Below are 18,075 nucleotides of genomic sequence, written 5' to 3' on the forward strand. Positions count from 1 at the left end.
TGTGATTTTATTAATAGAGCAATATACTCTTGGATTAAATATTAATGAGCAATTCCCTCTGCATGATCTACTTTCTTACCATCCAGCGTCATGTATTCTCCCATGGCATCTGCTGTCATACAGGAGTGAACGGGAAGAATTCCAAGAATATCTCCAACCTTAATATTGGCCATTAGTTCGTCTGAAGCTTTAATTATTCCATGCTCTTGAGAAATACTTTTTAGGAAAGATCTACTTTCTGGAATTGTCCAGCCATGTTCATTCAAGTAAACCACCTCTCCGAAATTTTTCACTCCATTTTCATCAACCAGAACGTCTTTTGCTAGATGTACTCCGCCACCATGAATAAGAATTTCTTTCCGATCTTTCTTGATATCCACAACAGGCACAGCAAGGCAAACTGCGATATCTTCTTTATCACATCCTCCCAAAGCAGCCTGCATAAGATCATAAAAAACAAAATTGCCTGGCCCCATTTCGTCAATGTCTCCAAAATCCTCCATTACAGCGCAGCCTGGAGTATCTCCAATTCGGGTGACCAACTTTGGATATTCTGTACTGTACTTGTTTTTGAGCATGCTAAGTGCATTTCGAGATTGCTCATAAATTGCGGGAATATCCGGCATATAATAGGTATGGCCAGGATGAAGATAGAAACCCTTAAAATTAAGTTTATCTGATTTTTTAGCGATTAATAAGATTTCTTCAATTAACCCGAAGTCACTTACTTCAACCCCCGTTCTACCATACCCTGCGTCTATTTCAATAAAAAAGCCAATTGGATGTTCCAATTGATCTACAAGCATTTTAGCAGTTTTAGCATTAATAAGTTGAACAGAAATAGATTGATTGGCAGCAATTTTATTCAGCTTTGGGATTTCTAATGGATTAAAAGGGAAAGCTATATGAATGTTTTCCCAACCTTGACCACTCAGATATTCTGCCATTTTAATAGAAGAGGCTGTTACTTCAGTAATTCCATAATCTTTTGCCCAATTACCAATCTCATGAGACTGTGCTGTTTTGAAGTGAGGGACTAATTTCATGTTATTTCGAGCAGCTTTTTCCGCCATTTTTTTGATGTTTGCACGGCAGATATTTTCGTCTAAAAGTAAAGTGGGGGAGGTTATTTGGTCTAAATAGCTCATAAGTTTTAGATACATTTTCAGTTTTTTTACTGAAATCAGTTTTGTGTTTTATTAAGAAAATATTCCTGAAAGTAAACTAGGAAAGGGAGAATTGAAAGTCCTGAAAGGTATTAGCCAAAAATGATTTACTCGTTTTGGAAAGTGAATTAGGATAAATATTATTTTGAAGTTGGAACCCTAAACTTGCTTTTCCTTAAGCCGGACCTCTTTGGAGCCAAAAGAAGCGATGAAGATTTTATGGGCAGATGCAGTTAACACCATCATTTCTATTAATTTTGTGACCCAATAAAACGACAATAGTTCGTTCAGAAAAGAAAATTACTGCCTCAATACCAATCATGGAAGCAAAGAAAATACGGAGTACCTTTATTGAGTTTTTCCAATCCAAGCAGCATCAATACGTACCCTCATCACCCATTGTCGTAAAAAATGATCCAACCCTGATGTTTACAAACGCAGGAATGAATCAGTTTAAAGATGCTTTCTTGGGTAATGAAATTGCAAAATATCCACGAGTTGTAAATTCTCAGAAATGCCTAAGAGTCAGTGGAAAGCATAATGATTTGGAAGAGGTTGGTGTGGATACGTATCACCATACCATGTTTGAAATGCTCGGCAACTGGTCTTTTGGAGATTATTTCAAAGAAGAGGCAATTTCATGGGCTTGGGAGCTGTTAACGGATGTTTTTCAACTTCCAAAAGAGAGACTTTATGTCTCTGTATTTGAAGGTGATAAAAAAGATAATCTTTCGATGGATTCTGAAGCATATGGTTTCTGGAAAAAGATTATTCCTGAGGATCGAATAATTATGGGGTCCAAAAAGGATAATTTTTGGGAAATGGGAGATACTGGTCCATGTGGTCCTTGTTCTGAAATTCACATTGACTTAAGACCAGATTCTGAAAGACAGGAAATTGCAGGGAAAGACCTTGTAAATAGTGACCATGAGCAAGTAATTGAAATCTGGAACTTGGTTTTCATGCAATTCAATAGATTAGCTGATGGAAGTTTGAAAGAACTTCCCGCCAAACATGTGGATACAGGTATGGGCTTTGAACGACTTGTAAGAGCAATTCAGCAAAAATCTTCAAATTACGATACGGATCTTTTTTCTCCCTTTTTGGCTGCATTGGAGAAGAAGTCCGGAAAGGTTTATGGAAATGACAAGCAGATAGATATTGCTTTTAGAGTGATTGTAGATCATATCCGAGCGATTGCTTTCACTATTGCAGATGGGCAATTGCCATCCAATAATAAGGCGGGTTACGTCATTCGAAGAATTCTGAGAAGAGCAGTAAGGTATGGTTATACTTTTTTAAGTTTCCATGAACCTTTCTTATATGAATTAACTCCTTTGATCGCTGAGAATTTTGGTGATATTTTCCCGGAAGTAAGACAACAGCAAGAGTTTATTTCAAAAGTAATTTATGAGGAAGAGGCTTCTTTCCTTCGAACTTTGGATAATGGACTAAAAATATTGGATCATATCAAAGGGGAGTTAAAAAGTAAAAATCAAACTGTAATTCCAGGTAAAACTGCATTTGAACTTTACGATACGTTTGGCTTCCCATTGGATTTAACCTCATTAATAGCCAGAGAAAATGGACTTTCACTGGATGAGGAAGGTTTTGCCGTTGAAATGGAAAAACAAAAAACTAGATCCAGAGCTGCTTCAGAGTCAGAAACTGGAGACTGGGTGCTTGTTCATGAAGACACTGGAGTGGAATTTATTGGCTATGATTTCCTAGAGTCTTATTCTTATATCATTAAATACAGAGTCGTCACTGATAAGAAAGGTGACAAATACCAGATAGTTTTAAATAGGACTCCATTCTATGCTGAAAGCGGAGGACAAGTTGGGGATACGGGATGGTTGGTTTCTGAGACAGAAAAGATCCGCGTGATGGACACTAAAAAAGAGAATGATCTTATAGTCCATTTTGTGGAGAAACTTCCACAGCATCCTGAAGTCAGATTTTCTGCAGAAGTAGATAGTGAGAAGCGTGTTTTGAGCATGAATAATCACACGGCAACGCATTTGCTTCAATCTGCCTTAAAGCAGGTTTTGGGAGATCATATTCAGCAAAGGGGGTCCTTGGTAAATGAGGAATTACTTCGATTTGATTTTTCTCATTTTGGAAAAGTTACAGAAGAGGAGATTGAAAAAGTAGAGGAAATTGTCAATTCCAAAATCAGGGAGAACATACCTTTAGTGGAGCAAAGAAATGTTCCAATTGAAGAGGCAAAAAAGATGGGAGCTACAGCCCTATTTGGAGAGAAATATGGAGACTTTGTGCGCGTTATCACATTTGATCCTAATTATTCAGTCGAACTTTGCGGAGGTACACATGTTCCTTTTACTAGTCAGATAGGTCTATTCAAGATTGTATCTGAGGGTTCAAGTGCTTCAGGAGTCCGTAGAATAGAAGCCATTACTGCCAAAGCTGCAGAAAAGTATTTAAGGGAGCAGGAAGGTTTAGTGAAGGAAATCCAAGGTCTATTGAAAAATCCCAAAGATTTAAAGAAGGCTATTGAGGATTTGATCCATGAAAGGAATGATCTTAAGAAAGAAATCGAAAGCTTACACCAGGAAAAAGCAGGTGCTGTAAAAGGAGAGTTGTTAAAACAATTTGTAGCTGGTCAAGGAATAAACATCCTAATTGCTAAAGTAAATCTTCCAAATTCAGATTCCTTGAAAAAGTTGGCTTATGAATTGAAGAATGAAGTTGAAAATGCTTTCGTTATTTTAGCCGCAAATATTGATGAAAAACCTCAAATTGCAGTAATCATCGATGAGTCTTTAGTTCAATCCAATAAACTAAACGCTGGGCAAATCGTGAGAGAACTTGCGAAGGAAATAAAAGGTGGAGGTGGTGGACAGCCATTTTTTGCCACAGCTGGAGGAAAGGATCTGTCTGGCCTAGAAAGTGTGGTTAACAAAGCCAAAGAGTTGTACCTTTAAAAATGAAAAAACGCTTTAATGATCAGCGAAGAAATAAAAAATAAGTATCAACTGGTAATCGGGCTTGAAGTCCATTCTCAGCTGCTTACAAATAGTAAAATGTTTGCTTCCGATGGATCAGAGTATGGTAATTCTCCAAACACTCAGATTTCAGTAATTACTCTTGGACACCCTGGTACACTGCCAAAAGTTAATATCAAGGCGATTGAATTCGCAATCAAAATGGGAATAGCTTGCGATTGTGAAATTACAAGGCTTAATATTTTTGACAGAAAGAATTATTTCTATCCCGATCTACCAAAAGGATATCAAATTACACAAGATAAAGGACCGATTTGTGTTGGTGGAAAAGTTCCTATTAAACTCGCAGATGGCCGTAATAAAGAAGTACAATTGAATAGAATCCATATGGAAGAAGATGCTGGGAAATCTATTCACTTGAATGATGAAACAGATACCTTGGTAGATTTTAATCGAGCTGGTACCCCGTTAATAGAAATTGTTACGGAGCCTGATTTACGATCTGCAGAAGAAGCTTATGCATTCTTGGCCGAAATCAAAAAACTTGTAAAGTACCTTGATATCTGTGATGGAAACATGGAAGAAGGTTCTTTGCGTTGCGATGCTAATGTTTCTGTGATGCTAAAGGGTTCAAAAGAGTATGGGAAGAAGGTAGAGGTGAAAAACATGAATTCCTTCCGTAACGTTTCCAGAGCAATTGAGCATGAACATAATCGAATTATAAAATTGCTGGAAGAAGGGAAAGAAGTTGTTTCTGAAACAAGAACATTTGATGCAGCCACAGGAAAAACCTCAAGTATGCGAACTAAGGAAGATTTGAACGATTACAGATACTTTCCTGAGCCCGATTTGAGTCCAGTAGTAGTTTCAGACGAATGGTTGAATTCTATAAAAAATTCAATGCCTGTACTTCCCCGAGAACTCCATAAAAAATTTGTAGAGGAATTTGGCCTGCCTGATTACGATGCTGGATTTTTAACAGAATCCAAAGAAATAGCCTTATGGTTTAATGAGCTTTGCACCAAGACTAAAAACTTTAAATCTGCTTCAAACTGGTTGATGGGACCAATTAAGTCTTATTTGAATGAACAAAACCTAAGTATAAGCGATTTCCCTATTAGTATCGACTCCTTAGCTGAATTGATTTCATTAATAGATGCAGGCAAAGTGAGCTTTACAGTTGCTTCTCAAAAGATTTATCCAGAGATGTTAAAATCATCGGAGGATAGTCCAAATAAAATCGCCCAAAAATTGAATCTATTACAGGAAAGCAACGAATCATCGTTAAAGCCAATAGTCGAGGCAGTATTGGCTGATAATGCAGCGAAAGTTGCGGAATATAAATCTGGCAAAAAAGGTCTAATGGGAATGTTTATGGGACAAGTAATGAAGAAATCTCAAGGAAAAGCTGATCCAAAAGTTGCTACAAAACTATTAACAGAATTATTACAAAATTAAATCATGAAATACCCTTTATCGATCATAACACTTCTATCGTTATGTTTAGGTTTAACCTTACTTTCTTGTGAAAGTAAAGAAACTGAGAATGACGGAAAAGTAGAGCTTTCAGGGAAGGTTGAAAGTGCTCCCGAGGGACATGTGATCCTATCTAAATTTACTGAGAGCAGACCAATTGTTCTTGATACGCTTAAACTTAATTCTGACGGAGGATTTGATTATGTTCTAGATGTCGAAACCCCTACTTTCTACGAATTGAATCTTTTTGATCAAAGATCAGTAAGATTAGCATTGTTTAAGGAGGATGTTCAGGTGAACTATGATTTTTCAAATAGCGAAAGCTTAGCAATAACAGGCTCGAGGGATAGTCAGGAGATGCAAAAAATTGATGGGTTAATCACTAGCTATCAAAATAAAGTAAATGAATTGAATGAAGCATATTATCAAGCAATGAGTAGTAATGATACTGAAGCTATCAAGAAAATTCAAACTGATGCATTACTCTTAGAGGACAATCAGGCAAAGGAAGTCAAAAATGTTATCAATGGGATGGGAGATAGCTTTGCCTCTTTAGCAGCAATTGGTCTTTTAAATTCTAAAAATGAATTTCAGTTTTTGGATAGTTTGGTTGCCGAGTTGGATAAAAAATATCCAGAAACGAAGATGATTATTCAGCTAAAACAGCAATTGGATGAAATGCGAGTCTTGTCAATGGGGCAAGTTGCTCCAGAAATTACACTTCCTAACCCTGAGGGGCAAATGGTAAACCTTTCGGATTTTAGAGGTAAGTATGTAATGATTGATTTTTGGGCGGGGTGGTGTAAGCCTTGTAGAGAAGAAAACCCGAATGTTTTAAGATTATACAATAAGTATAAAGATAAAGGGTTCGAAGTGTTGGGAGTTTCATTGGACAGAACACGAAAAGCTTGGGTTGATGCAATTTTCGAAGATGGGTTAATTTGGCCTCAAGTATCAGATCTTAAATATTTCAATTCGATTGCTGCTGAAACTTATCAGATTAATGCGATACCAGCTACTTACCTCATTGATCCAGATGGAAAAATTATTGGGAAAGACTTAAGAGGCCCAAGTTTGGAGAGTAAGCTTGAAGAAATCTTTGAATAAATAGTCGGGAAAATTAAACCAAAAAAAACCTTCTGAAATCATTTTCAGAAGGTTTTTTTTTGATTTTAATTCTTAAAACAAAAGGAAGGAGAAAAAAAATTACCAAACAGTCCTCCCTTGAAAAATCGAGTCTTTTAAAAAGGAATAGCAAAAGTTGTTTATCACCCGAGACAAAACTAGTAAAAATATTTAAAAGAAAAACAAAAAATAAATTATTCTTTTTCCAACTAATATCATTTTTGAATGATATTAAATAACTATTCCTAGATTTTTAAATAATTTTATTTCTAAGGCTTATTTTTTTTCAATCTTTTCAAAACTTGCTATTACACCTCTTACCATTGCTGAGCTAAAACCTTGATGCTCCATCTCATTTAATCCAACAATCGTGCAGCCTTTAGGAGTTGTTACTTTATCAATGGCTTCTTCAGGATGTATGTTTTGTTGAATCATTAATTCAGCTGCTCCTTTCACCGTTTGGTTTACAATCCTACTAGCAGTTTTAGAATCAAATCCAATTTGAATTCCACCTTGGATCATCGCCCTCATGAATCGTAACACATAGGCTATACCACAGGCTCCTAAGATGGTGGAAGCTTCCATAAGCGATTCATCAATGTCAATCGTAATTCCTATTGAATCAAATAACTCTTTTATCAGGGCAATTTGCTCAGTATTAGCTCCTCTTTGACAAACACAGGTGATCGATTCTTGAATGTCAGCTGCAATATTTGGCATAGCTCTAAAAGCAACCGTGTTGGGATCAATTTCTTTAAACATTTCATCTAAGCTGATGCCCGTCGCCAATGAAATAATTATTTGCTTTTTAGGATCCAGTACTTCTTTTATTTCCTTTAAAATAGGGTTGACATTATAAGGTTTTACCCCCAACAAAATAATATCTGCATATTTTGCAGCTGTATAGTTATCCGAATGTACGTTAACTCCTCTTGCCTCAAAATCTGATAAAATAAGAGTGTTTCTCTTTGTAAGAGTTAAGTTTTTCGAATCAAAGCTGTCTTTCTCTAACAGTCCGTTTGCTATGGAGGAGCCAAGATTACCACAACCGATGATTGCAATTTTTTTTGAAGAAATCATATGAATTCAAATAGGTAAGAAATTTTGATACTTAAAGGTACAAAAAGGCATGTCTTAATTTGAAAAAGGGAATTTCAAAACTACTATTTAGATGTAATTTGAATCAATAGTTATTTATTTTGATAAAATATCTTGACAAAAAGTAAAGTTTATTTTACATTTAGTAAAAAATAATTGACTTATGAAAGAGAAATCTATTTTGCATGTACCCTTACTTTCACCTGCCTGGAAGAAAGTAGCTTTTGTATTTTTCCCTCTTCCAGTAATCTTGGTCATAGGCATGGCTTTTAGTAGAATGGATATTAGTCCAGATGAATCATCCCAAATAATTTATGGCTTTTGGGCTATTGGCTTTGGACTACTAAACTTGTCCAGAGAGAAAGAGGAAGATGAGATGATCAAATCATTTCGGCTTCAGGCTTTTCAAACTGGTTTTTATTGGTTGATCTGGGGCCTTGGAGCTTTGATGTTGATTAATTATTTGAGATTCGATAGGATTACATCTGAGATTTTTACGGCTTATTTGGTTTTATTCTTACTCAATGCCTATGTATATGCGGCATTTCAATATCAAAAATATATGTCCTCTAAGGACTAAAAGAAATAACGTCAAAATGTGCTTATTAAAATTTCTCCAATCAAACTTTAATTTTAGAATGAATCAATCACAGACTTTGACATCTACTTCTTTGTTGCACTCATCAATACATATAAATTTTGGATTGTCTATGTTAATATATCTCGTCATTCCAATATTCTTAGTATCCAGGTTCAGAAAAGAACTTTATCATCAGGCTCACTCATATCAGGCATACTAGACTGATGAAAAATTCTATAAAAGTAGAGCGGGCTAGACATAATATGACGCAACAGGAGCTGGCAGAAAAAGTAAATGTTTCTAGGCAAACTATTAACAGCATAGAAGCAGGAAAATATGTTCCATCTACTGTTTTAGCATTGAAGATTTCCAGAATTTTTGGAATTGCTCTAGAAGAGATATTTGAACTTGAAGATAAAGATTAATAGAAATTGGGTTTATTGGAATACGATTTGCGATTTTTTGAGCACAAAAGAGTTTAAAATCTTACCTTTGCGCCTTTACAATTCTTTTTCATGACTAAACTGATCCGCATAACAACAGTACCCCTTTCTCTAAAACTCCTCCTTGCTGGACAAATGAAGTTTATGAAAGAAAAAGGGATGGAAGTTCTAATGGTAAGCAGCGATGGAAGAGAGGTGGCTCAAGTGTTAAAAAATGAAGGGTGCAGACTTGAAGTAATTCCATTTACAAGACAAATTACTCCAATTCAAGATCTCAAGTGTCTTTGGCAATTGTATCAATTATTTAAAAGAGAAAAGCCCGATATTGTCCATACTCATACCCCCAAAGCAGGGATTTTAGGAATGCTGGCGGCTAAGATGGCCGGAGTAAAAGTGCGAATCCACACTTTAGCAGGAATCCCCTATATGGCCACAGAAGGTGGTAGAAAAGGGCTTTTGGAAAAGGTTGAAAAGTATACCTGTCAATATGCCACGGAAATTTGGCCAAACTCTCATGGACTAAAAAAATTCGTTCTCGAAGAAAATCTTTGTTCAGAGGAAAAGCTACACATCATAGGTAAAGGCTCCTCAAATGGAGTAGACTTAGAGAAATTCAATCGGAATGCTTTGAAAGAAAATCATTTAGTCGCTGCAACGATGCGTATTCTTCCTGGCGAGAATGATTTTGTGATACTTTATGTAGGCCGATTAGTAAAAGATAAAGGCATCGAGGAATTAGTATCAGCATTTACCAATTCCAAAATAGAGAGCAAATCTAAATTAGTTTTATTGGGAAGCTTTGAGCAAGACTTAAACCCATTGTCTCCTGAAACTATTCAGACAATTACAGATCATCCAAGGATTGTTCAGATTGATTGGTCAGACCATGTAGCACATTATATGGCATTAGCAGATGTGTTAGTTCATCCCTCACATAGAGAAGGCTTTCCTAATGTCTTATTAGAAGCAGGAGCAATGCAACTTCCCATTATTTGTTCTGGAATTATTGGAAATACTGATATCATATCTCAACAAAAAACGGGATTGATTTTTCCGGTCAAAGATGCCGCCGTTTTGAAAGAGGCTCTGGAGTTTGCGTATGTAAAAAGGGATAAAATGGCTCAAATGTCAATGGCATTATATGAAGAAGTTATGCTAAATTACAGTAGACCTCAGATTCATCAAGAAATTTATGATCGTTACATTGAACTTTTGAAGCAGGTCAGTCCAACAGAATAAATTATATTTAGGTAATAATCACACAAGATTCAATTTATGAAGTACCTGGTCACCGGAACCGCAGGATTTATTGGATTTCATGTTGCCCGCAAATTGTTGGAAAGGGGAGATGAAGTCGTTGGCTTAGACGTTATAAATGATTATTATGACACAGACCTAAAGTATGCGCGATTAGCCTCAATGGGAATACATAGAGAGGAAATAAAGACTGATCGACTTATTCAATCCTTTACGATTCCGTCCTATCGATTTATCAAATTGGACCTAGCCGAAAAAGGTGATTTATTGGAGCTTTTTGAGTTGGAGAAATTTGATGTAGTTATTCATTTAGCCGCACAGGCTGGAGTAAGGTATTCCTTGTCTCATCCAGAGGTTTATATTCAAAGTAATATTATAGCTTTTCTAAATATCTTGGAAGCATGTCGTTTTTACCCAGTTAAACATTTGGTTTATGCTTCTTCAAGTTCGGTTTATGGTGCAAATGAAAAACTCCCGTTTTCCACTTCAGATTCGGTAGACCATCCTATTAGTTTGTATGCAGCATCTAAAAAATCAAATGAATTGATGGCTCATACGTATAGTCATTTGTTTAATATACCGACTACAGGGTTACGGTTTTTTACGGTTTATGGCCCATGGGGAAGGCCTGACATGGCACTCTTCTTATTTACAGAGGCTATCCTAAAAGGCGAACCTATCAAAGTGTTTAATCATGGTAAAATGAAACGTGATTTTACATACATAGATGACATTGTAGAGGGAGTAATCCGAGTTGCAGATAGACCAGCCAAACCAAATCCTGATTTCGACCCCATGAACCCTGATCCCGGAAGTGCCAAAGCGCCTTACAAAGTTTATAACATTGGAAACTCATCACCGGTACTATTGATGGATTATATTCATGCTATTGAAGAAGGACTTGGTAAAAAAGCAAAGCTTGAATTACTTCCATTACAACCTGGAGACGTACCTGCTTCCCATGCGGATGTAACAGATTTAGTAAAAGATACAGGTTATAAACCTGAAACAACTATCCAAGAAGGTGTTTCTGCTTTCACAGAATGGTATTTGGACTATTTTGGGGATGAATAGATAAATAGATTTATGAAAAAATCAATTTTGATCACCGGCGGAGCCGGATTCATAGGATCTCACGTGGTAAAACTATTTGTTTTGAAATATCCAGATTATAAAATTGTCAACCTTGACACTTTGACCTATGCAGGTAATCTGGAGAATCTGAAAGAGGTGGAAAGTTCTTCCAATTATTTTTTTGAAAAAGTAAATATTCAAGATGCTCAAGCATTGAATTCAATTTTTCAAAAACATGGCATTACTGATGTGATTCATTTGGCCGCTGAATCACATGTTGATAGATCGATAACTGACCCTTTGGCCTTTGTAATGACGAATGTGATTGGCACAGTGAATTTATTGAATGTTGCCAAAGAATTCTGGAAAGCTAAACTGGACAAGCATTTGTTCTACCATGTTTCAACAGATGAAGTTTATGGTTCTTTACATGATGGGGGATTCTTTCTAGAAACTACACCATATGATCCGCAGTCTCCTTATTCAGCCTCTAAAGCTTCATCTGACCATTTTGTGAGAGCTTATGCTAATACCTATGGCATGAAGACAGTTGTTTCAAATTGTAGTAATAATTATGGCCCCAATCATTTCCCAGAAAAACTGATTCCACTTTGTATTAATAATATAAAAAACAACAAGCCTTTACCTGTTTATGGAAAAGGGGAAAATGTAAGAGATTGGCTTTTTGTGAAAGACCATGCAAGGGCAATTGATACTGTTTTTCATCAGGGAATAGTAGGAGAAACTTACAATATTGGAGGTTTTAATGAATGGAAAAACATCGATATCGTTCGATTGCTTTGTCAGAAAATGGACGAAAAACTTGGCCGTGAACCAGGCACTTCTGAAAAACTGATCACTTTCGTCAAAGACAGAGCTGGACATGATCTGAGATATGCAATCGACGCTACCAAAATCAAAGAGGAATTAGGTTGGGAGCCAAGTTTGCAGTTTGAAGAAGGAATTGAAATCACAATTGATTGGTATTTGAATAACCAGGAATGGCTCGATCATGTAACCTCTGGTACCTATCAGGATTATTACAAGGAGCATTACGAATCATAAGAAAAGGTCAGTTATTTCTGTCCCTAATTTTTTTGTTTGTTTTGCTGATATTCAGTAGGAGTCATTTCATAGGTTTCCTTAAAACACTTGATGAAATAGGAAGGGGAAGAGAAGCCAACCGAGTAGGCTATTTCTGAGACAGTTTCATCGGATTTCTCTAATTCTTGCAATGATTTTCGAAGCCGTTGATCTCTAATAAATGCTGAGGTGGACAGACCTGTTAAGGCCGTTAATTTGCGGTGAAGCTGCATTCGACTCATTCCTAACTTTTTGCTGAAATCATTCACGGAAAAATTGGAATCCATCAAATCGGAATCGACAATTTGTTGCACCTTTTGAAGGAATCGCTCATCCGTGGAGGTAATTGCAATTTCGCTTGGGGAAATCTCCGGTTTACCTGAATAGCGGATTTGTAGATTTTTTCGGAGTTCGATCAATTTCTCAATTCTCACAAGAAGTTTCTGTATTGAAAATGGTTTGATCATGTAATCATCAGCTCCTTCCCGTAATCCCTGAAGCATATGTTCTTCTTCGGATTTGGCAGTCAGAAGAATAATAGGAATGTGTGAGGTCTTTTCATCTGTTTTTAAAGAATGGCATAATTCAATTCCATCCATTTCAGGCATCATTACATCAGAAATGATTAAATCAGGAATCTTCTTTAAGGCCAAAAAGACTCCCTCTTTTCCATTTTTCGCTTCGATAAGGTTGAAATAACTTCCTAAATTATCTAGTAGGAATTTCCGAAGATCATCATTGTCCTCTACGATCAAAATTAAAGGGGATTTTTCGTTGGGCTGGGTATTGGATGAGATATTTTCTTCCCTGATTTCTTCAGTATTATTTTCCCAAACATCTTCCGGAGAAAAGAAGTGTTTATCGATTGGAAGGGTTATTTCCACCTGAAATAATTCGGGTTTATCTAAATTTAATTGAATGGATCCTTGATGCAATTCTACTAAATCTTTGATCATAGGTAGTCCAATTCCGAAGCCTTCGGAATTTTGATCAGCCTTATAAAATTTATCAAATAGATGTTCTTTTTCGTGTTGACTATATTTTCGAGAACTCGTATTTCGAACTTTGAATATGACATGATTTCCTGCTCGGATTGCTTCAAGCTTTATCTCAGTATCAGTTTTTCCGTACTTAATGGCATTTTGGAGCAAGTTTCCAATGATTTTTTCAACTTTGTCTGCGTCAAACCAAATTTCACTCAATAAAGGAATCTGAGTAGTTAGTTTCATTCCTTTTTCGGAGGCGGCATAAAAGAAATTCATGGTTATTGTCTGAAGGAGAAGGCTCATATTTCCTTTCTGAATTTTGAGATTTAACCTTCCCGTTTTGATTTTGGAGGCCTCCAACAATTGGTCAACCAAATTGAGTAAACGCGAGGAATTTTGTTTGATTAGGTTGAGCTGAGATTTGAAAACAGGGTTTTCCGATTCCTGAAATAGACGTTGGACCGTTCCCATAATCAAGGTAAGGGGTGTACGGAATTCGTGGGAAATATTAGTAAAAAAGTTATTCTTGAATTGGTCAATTTCAAGAAGTCTTTGAGATTCTGCTTCTTTGAGTTGAAGCACATATTGCATTTTCCATTTCCATTTGAAATAATTGATGATCCACCAAATCCCCAAAATCAACAGAATCACATAGATCAATTTTGCGGTCCAACTCCAATACCAAGGTGGAAGAATAGAAAAACTATATTCGACCGTCTCATCACTCCAAATGCCATCATAATTGCTTGATCGTGTAAAAAATGTGTAATCTCCAGGTGGCAAATTCGTATAGCGAGCGACATTTAAGGGGCCACTGTTGATCCAAGAATTATCATAACCCTCCAAAAAATATTCGAATTGATTTTTCTCAGGGGAAGAAAAAACCAAACTCGCGATTTGAAATGTTAGGGTGTTCTGATTGGAATTTAAATCCTGATGTTCAATTAAGGGCAAATCTTTATCAAAAACTCGAAGGTGTGTAATGGCTGTTTTAGGGCGAACAGGGTTGAAAGAAATATCTTCTGCATCAAACCAGTATAAGCCTTCTAAACTTCCGAAATAAAGCGTACCTGAGGGATGCCGAAAGTAGGCTCCAGTGTTGAATTCGGTAGCTAATCCATCGTAATTGGAGTAGTTGGTAATAGTGAAATTTGAATCAGACTCTTTAATCTGCGTGATTCCTTTGTTGGAACTAAGCCAAAGGTCTCCTTTGTCGTCTGGAAGAATTCCATAAATTACATCATTGGAGAGTCCGTCTTCAGATGTGATGAATTCAAATTTTTCAGTCTTTAAATCTAAAATACTTATTCCTGATCCATTTGTGCCGATCCACAATTTTTCATCTGGAGCCAGATAAAGGGATTTGATTGAATTGTTATTTAGTGAATTTGAATTTTCTCTTTCCTTCTGATAACGGTTAAAAGACTGGTTATTGAGATTAAGTTTGGCAATTCCATGATTCTCTGTTCCTAACCAAAATTCATTTTCTCCAGACTGAATGATAGTTCGGATGTTATTGTCGGGGACACTTTTTGGGTTACCGGCTTCATGGATAAACTGCTTTAAAACTCCTTGTAGGGGATCAAATTGGATCAAACCGTCATTTCGTGTACAAAGCCACACGCGGTTTTTATCATCCTTAAAAATTTTCCAGACCGTGTTGCTAGGAAGGGTAGGGTTAGAATATTCGTCATAATGTCGCCAAATCCCCGATTCTTGGTCTAAAATACTCAATCCTCCATCCTGATAGCCAATCCATAATTGATGGTCTATTCCCATCAGACTCATCACACGGTCACTTCGGATGGTGTTTTGAGTATTGGTTGCGGCTTGATAGGTTTTCCAGGTTTTAGTATTGGGGTCATAGGAGGTTAACCCTTTGCCTGAAGTGCCTGCCCATATTTTCCCATTATTGTCTACATAAATGGAGCGGATCACATCAATATTGATGTCTTCCGGGAGTTGCTGATTGAGAAAGAAATTAAACTTCTCAAGAAATGGATCGAAGAAGCTTAAGCCTGCTCCATCGGATCCCATCCAAATTGTTCCTGTATAATCCTCAAAAAGACATAGAATGTCATTGTAATAAATGGAGTGTGGATTCTGCTTTGAATAGATGAAATTTTGAATTTGCTTTTTATCGAAATCAATTAGGAAAACTCCCTGTCCATAAGAAGCTACCCAAATGGACCCGTTTTTATCCATCCAAAGATCCAAAATCATGGAATTCTCGAATTGGTTGGACTCTAACTTCAAATAATCTGAAATGGGGTAGGAACCCCCATCCGAGATAATCCACAAGCCCTTCGATAAGGTTCCAAAGAGAATTTGTTTTTCATTAATAGTGAGAGCTACAGAAAAAACCGATTCAACATCTCCATCAATTAGGGGAATAATTGTCTCAGATTTTTGATCAAAAAGAGCGATTTCATCCTGAAAAGTCAGTAAGATCTGACTTTTATAAGTTGTGATATGGTTAATTTCTTTGGTAGGATCATTCCAGATGAGCTCTGCTTCCTGCTCATTCTCATTCCAGCGAAAAAGTTGCCCGGATAGGGTTCCAATCCAGATGGTTCCTTCTGAATCTTCGAAAATTTGATTTGCAGTATTGACTCCTTCAATGGGAATAAATGTTTTTGATTTCTTATCTAATAATTCAGGGACGGCCGTATCGGGGATGATCCAAATTCGATTATTTGAATCTGCAAAAACAGTCCCCAGTATTAATTGGGAAGGTTGGGTGATGTCATTGAATTTTTTGTGATACTGAATGAATTCTTCGCCATCGTATCGATTGAGTCCTTCTTGCGTGGCAATCCATAAAAACCCATCTTGATCTTGGGTGACAGAAACAGCACTGTTTTGTGAAAGTCCATCATTCACGGACAATTGCCGAAAGGAAATGTCTCTTTGGGCTAGCGAAACACTTCCCTTTAGAATTAAAAAAAAGGCGAAAAAACCTGTAAAAAGGACCTTGTAATAATCACTCATCAAATGTCTCTTTGGGGTATTTCAACTATTCAATCTTGAAAATAATAAGAATTTGATAATGAGGCTTTTTAAACCCGGGTTTTTTAGATTTTTAATTTTTTATCCTTTCAATTTTGGATGTTACATGTTTTCTATTTCCCGTTACAATTTTTTTATCCGTTGAATACTTATTGAAATACCTTTATGGGCTTTCTGTTACTGGGTATTATCTGTGAATCAATCAGTCAATTTATTTCTGTTTCTTGTTCTGGTTTTGCTTTCTTGTGAAAGGTCCAAGCTGAAAAACCAAAATCCCTTGATGGATACATCCCTGGAGGAAGATTTTTTGGATAGAGAAACCAAGTCTCATCATCCCTTAGTCGAAAAAGTACCCTTAACGGGAGATGAATTGCAGAGCTCGGTTCCTTATAGTGTAGGTTTCTTCAGGAGAGTTAGTTTAGCCCATGGCCTACATGAAGAAATGGGAATCAGTTCTGTTCGTTCAAAATTTCAACATACTAAAGATGCCCAAAAGTCCCTCTCAATAGAAATTATGGACGGTGCGGGAGAGTTAGGAGCTTTACTTATCGAAAAAAGTGAAGAGAAATTAAAGGAGGATTTTGAAGATCATTCCCTTCCGGAAAAGACTGTAATAAATGAGCATCAAACTTTTCGGGTCTTAGAGAAAGAGAGGACAGACCTTCATAGAACGTATTTAGAGTTTATTCATTCTAAACGGTTTTTGATTAAGGTTCATACCCAAAATCTATCGAAAGAAGAGTTGATTGATTTTATACATCTTTTTCGTTTGGAAAAAGAAGTTATAGATACCTCGTCCCAATGAATAATGAACTGTTTTTTTGTGATGTTACATCATTGCTATCTTCAGATACATATGTGACACCCTGAATGAGCGAAGGTTTGGATTTTTAGTTTTATAAAAGCCAAGCCAAAATTCAAATTTATATGAATACATTTTTACAGCCACAAAAAAAGCGATTCAGCTTTCAAAAAGGGGTTACTTTTTTACTTCTCTTTTTTCATTTTTCTTTCGGTTTTTCAGTTGCCCAGCAGCTTTCTGGGTCTTACAGCATCGGTGCTTCGGGTGATTATAGTACTTTTTCCGATGCCATTTCTGCTTTGACAACCAACGGGGTTTCTGGCCCGGTAATTTTTGATGTTCAAAGCGGAACCTATACCGAACAAGTTGTTTTAGGAGCTATCTCAGGAGCATCCGAGACCAATACCATTACTTTTCAGAGTCAATCAGGGAATGCTGGAGATGTAGTTTTAAGTCATACGGCTAACTCAACAGTTGATAATTATGTGATTTCTCTTGAAGGAGCATCCAATTTGATCTTTAAAGATATGACTGTAAAAGCTCTTGGGACTACCTATGGAAGAACAGTTGTTGGACAACTGGAGCTTAACAATATATTATTTCAGGGCAATATTTTTGATTCTCCTCTAACAAATAGTACTGGTACAGAAAGGGGTAATATTGTAATTACAGCTGTTAATTCTACCAAAATAAAATTTTTGGGAAACAACTTTTTAGGAGGTTCTTATGGAGTTTATTTTCTAGGGACCAATTCCAATGCTATAAGGGCTTTGGATTTTGAATTTTCTGGTAACAGCGTAATAAATTCTTTTCATAGAGGAGTTCTATTAAGCAGATTACTTGATAGTCAGATTGAAGAAAATTTTATTCAAATGCTCTCAACATCTTCTTCAAGTTCAAAAGGAATTGAATTAAGCTATTTAGATGGAGGAACTCATCTCTTAAACAATAGGGTTTCTGGAGCAAAATCCACAGGAGTAGATTTTAAATTTAGTAATGGTTCGGGGGTA

13 protein-coding genes are annotated in these 18,075 nt (G+C 36.4%); 10 read left to right on the plus strand and 3 right to left on the minus strand.

Annotation, left to right across the window (positions count from 1 at the left end; all coding sequences use genetic code 11):
• Positions 1-41: 41 nt before the first annotated feature.
• Entirely contained in the window at positions 42-1,148 is a 1,107-nt protein-coding gene (locus AAGF08_RS16495; protein WP_343512420.1) for an alanine racemase, read from the minus strand.
• A gap of 338 nt (positions 1,149-1,486) precedes the next feature.
• On the opposite strand from AAGF08_RS16495, the gene alaS reads away from it, so the two are divergent.
• Genes alaS through AAGF08_RS16510 form a run of 3 tightly spaced genes read left to right on the plus strand, consistent with a single transcriptional unit; the run spans position 1,487 to position 6,715 of the window.
• Positions 1,487-4,111: an alanine--tRNA ligase gene (alaS, locus tag AAGF08_RS16500; protein ID WP_343512421.1), complete on the plus strand. Its 2,625-nt coding sequence runs from the start codon at positions 1,487-1,489 to the stop codon at positions 4,109-4,111.
• 18 nt (positions 4,112-4,129) lie between these two features.
• Positions 4,130-5,590, plus strand: a complete 1,461-nt coding sequence (gene gatB / locus AAGF08_RS16505) for an Asp-tRNA(Asn)/Glu-tRNA(Gln) amidotransferase subunit GatB (RefSeq protein WP_343512422.1) — start codon at positions 4,130-4,132, stop codon at positions 5,588-5,590.
• Between the two features lie 3 nt (positions 5,591-5,593).
• On the plus strand, positions 5,594-6,715 hold the full coding sequence (locus tag AAGF08_RS16510; RefSeq protein ID WP_343512424.1) for a TlpA disulfide reductase family protein: 1,122 nt from the start codon (positions 5,594-5,596) through the stop codon (positions 6,713-6,715).
• 294 nt (positions 6,716-7,009) lie between these two features.
• On the opposite strand, the gene proC is transcribed toward AAGF08_RS16510, so the two are convergent.
• Entirely contained in the window at positions 7,010-7,813 is an 804-nt protein-coding gene (proC, locus tag AAGF08_RS16515) for a pyrroline-5-carboxylate reductase (RefSeq protein WP_343512425.1), read from the minus strand.
• Positions 7,814-7,994: 181 nt separating this feature from the next.
• On the opposite strand from proC, the gene AAGF08_RS16520 reads away from it, so the two are divergent.
• The 5 genes from AAGF08_RS16520 (at position 7,995) to rfbB (ending at position 12,250) form a co-directional block, all read left to right on the plus strand.
• Positions 7,995-8,411 carry a hypothetical protein gene (locus AAGF08_RS16520; RefSeq protein ID WP_343512426.1) on the plus strand — a complete coding sequence of 139 codons (417 nt, stop codon included), beginning with the start codon at positions 7,995-7,997 and terminating at the stop codon, positions 8,409-8,411.
• A gap of 224 nt (positions 8,412-8,635) precedes the next feature.
• Positions 8,636-8,836, plus strand: a complete 201-nt coding sequence (locus AAGF08_RS16525) for a helix-turn-helix transcriptional regulator (protein WP_343512427.1) — start codon at positions 8,636-8,638, stop codon at positions 8,834-8,836.
• Positions 8,837-8,926: 90 nt separating this feature from the next.
• Positions 8,927-10,093, plus strand: coding sequence for a glycosyltransferase family 4 protein (locus AAGF08_RS16530; protein WP_343512428.1), 1,167 nt, complete (start codon positions 8,927-8,929; stop codon positions 10,091-10,093).
• Between the two features lie 36 nt (positions 10,094-10,129).
• The gene (locus AAGF08_RS16535; protein WP_343512429.1) at positions 10,130-11,185 is read left to right on the plus strand and encodes an NAD-dependent epimerase; all 1,056 of its coding nucleotides are present in this window, start codon (positions 10,130-10,132) and stop codon (positions 11,183-11,185) included.
• 12 nt (positions 11,186-11,197) lie between these two features.
• Positions 11,198-12,250 carry a dTDP-glucose 4,6-dehydratase gene (gene rfbB / locus AAGF08_RS16540; protein ID WP_343512430.1) on the plus strand — a complete coding sequence of 351 codons (1,053 nt, stop codon included), beginning with the start codon at positions 11,198-11,200 and terminating at the stop codon, positions 12,248-12,250.
• Between the two features lie 23 nt (positions 12,251-12,273).
• On the opposite strand, the gene AAGF08_RS16545 is transcribed toward rfbB, so the two are convergent.
• Positions 12,274-16,245: a two-component regulator propeller domain-containing protein gene (locus AAGF08_RS16545; RefSeq protein WP_343512431.1), complete on the minus strand. Its 3,972-nt coding sequence runs from the start codon at positions 16,243-16,245 to the stop codon at positions 12,274-12,276.
• Positions 16,246-16,543: 298 nt separating this feature from the next.
• Between AAGF08_RS16545 and AAGF08_RS16550 the strand changes: the two genes are divergently transcribed.
• Positions 16,544-17,068, plus strand: a complete 525-nt coding sequence (locus AAGF08_RS16550) for a hypothetical protein (protein WP_343512432.1) — start codon at positions 16,544-16,546, stop codon at positions 17,066-17,068.
• Between the two features lie 122 nt (positions 17,069-17,190).
• On the plus strand, positions 17,191-18,075 hold an 885-nt coding region (locus AAGF08_RS16555), incomplete at its 3' end, for a hypothetical protein (protein WP_343512433.1).

Origin of the sequence: Algoriphagus sp. SE2, assembly GCF_039563885.1 — a bacterium.
GTDB lineage: Bacteria > Bacteroidota > Bacteroidia > Cytophagales > Cyclobacteriaceae > Algoriphagus.

Excerpts from the sequence above, each read along its gene's own strand:
- AAGF08_RS16495 (WP_343512420.1), bottom strand. The coding sequence starts at position 1,148 with ATGAGCTATTTAGACCAAATAACCTCCCCCACTTTACTTTTAGACGAA.
- alaS (WP_343512421.1), top strand. The coding sequence starts at position 1,487 with ATGGAAGCAAAGAAAATACGGAGTACCTTTATTGAGTTTTTCCAATCC.
- gatB (WP_343512422.1), top strand. The coding sequence starts at position 4,130 with ATGATCAGCGAAGAAATAAAAAATAAGTATCAACTGGTAATCGGGCTT.
- AAGF08_RS16510 (WP_343512424.1), top strand. The coding sequence starts at position 5,594 with ATGAAATACCCTTTATCGATCATAACACTTCTATCGTTATGTTTAGGT.
- proC (WP_343512425.1), bottom strand. The coding sequence starts at position 7,813 with ATGATTTCTTCAAAAAAAATTGCAATCATCGGTTGTGGTAATCTTGGC.
- AAGF08_RS16520 (WP_343512426.1), top strand. The coding sequence starts at position 7,995 with ATGAAAGAGAAATCTATTTTGCATGTACCCTTACTTTCACCTGCCTGG.
- AAGF08_RS16525 (WP_343512427.1), top strand. The coding sequence starts at position 8,636 with ATGAAAAATTCTATAAAAGTAGAGCGGGCTAGACATAATATGACGCAA.
- AAGF08_RS16530 (WP_343512428.1), top strand. The coding sequence starts at position 8,927 with ATGACTAAACTGATCCGCATAACAACAGTACCCCTTTCTCTAAAACTC.
- AAGF08_RS16535 (WP_343512429.1), top strand. The coding sequence starts at position 10,130 with ATGAAGTACCTGGTCACCGGAACCGCAGGATTTATTGGATTTCATGTT.
- rfbB (WP_343512430.1), top strand. The coding sequence starts at position 11,198 with ATGAAAAAATCAATTTTGATCACCGGCGGAGCCGGATTCATAGGATCT.
- AAGF08_RS16545 (WP_343512431.1), bottom strand. The coding sequence starts at position 16,245 with ATGAGTGATTATTACAAGGTCCTTTTTACAGGTTTTTTCGCCTTTTTT.
- AAGF08_RS16550 (WP_343512432.1), top strand. The coding sequence starts at position 16,544 with ATGGATACATCCCTGGAGGAAGATTTTTTGGATAGAGAAACCAAGTCT.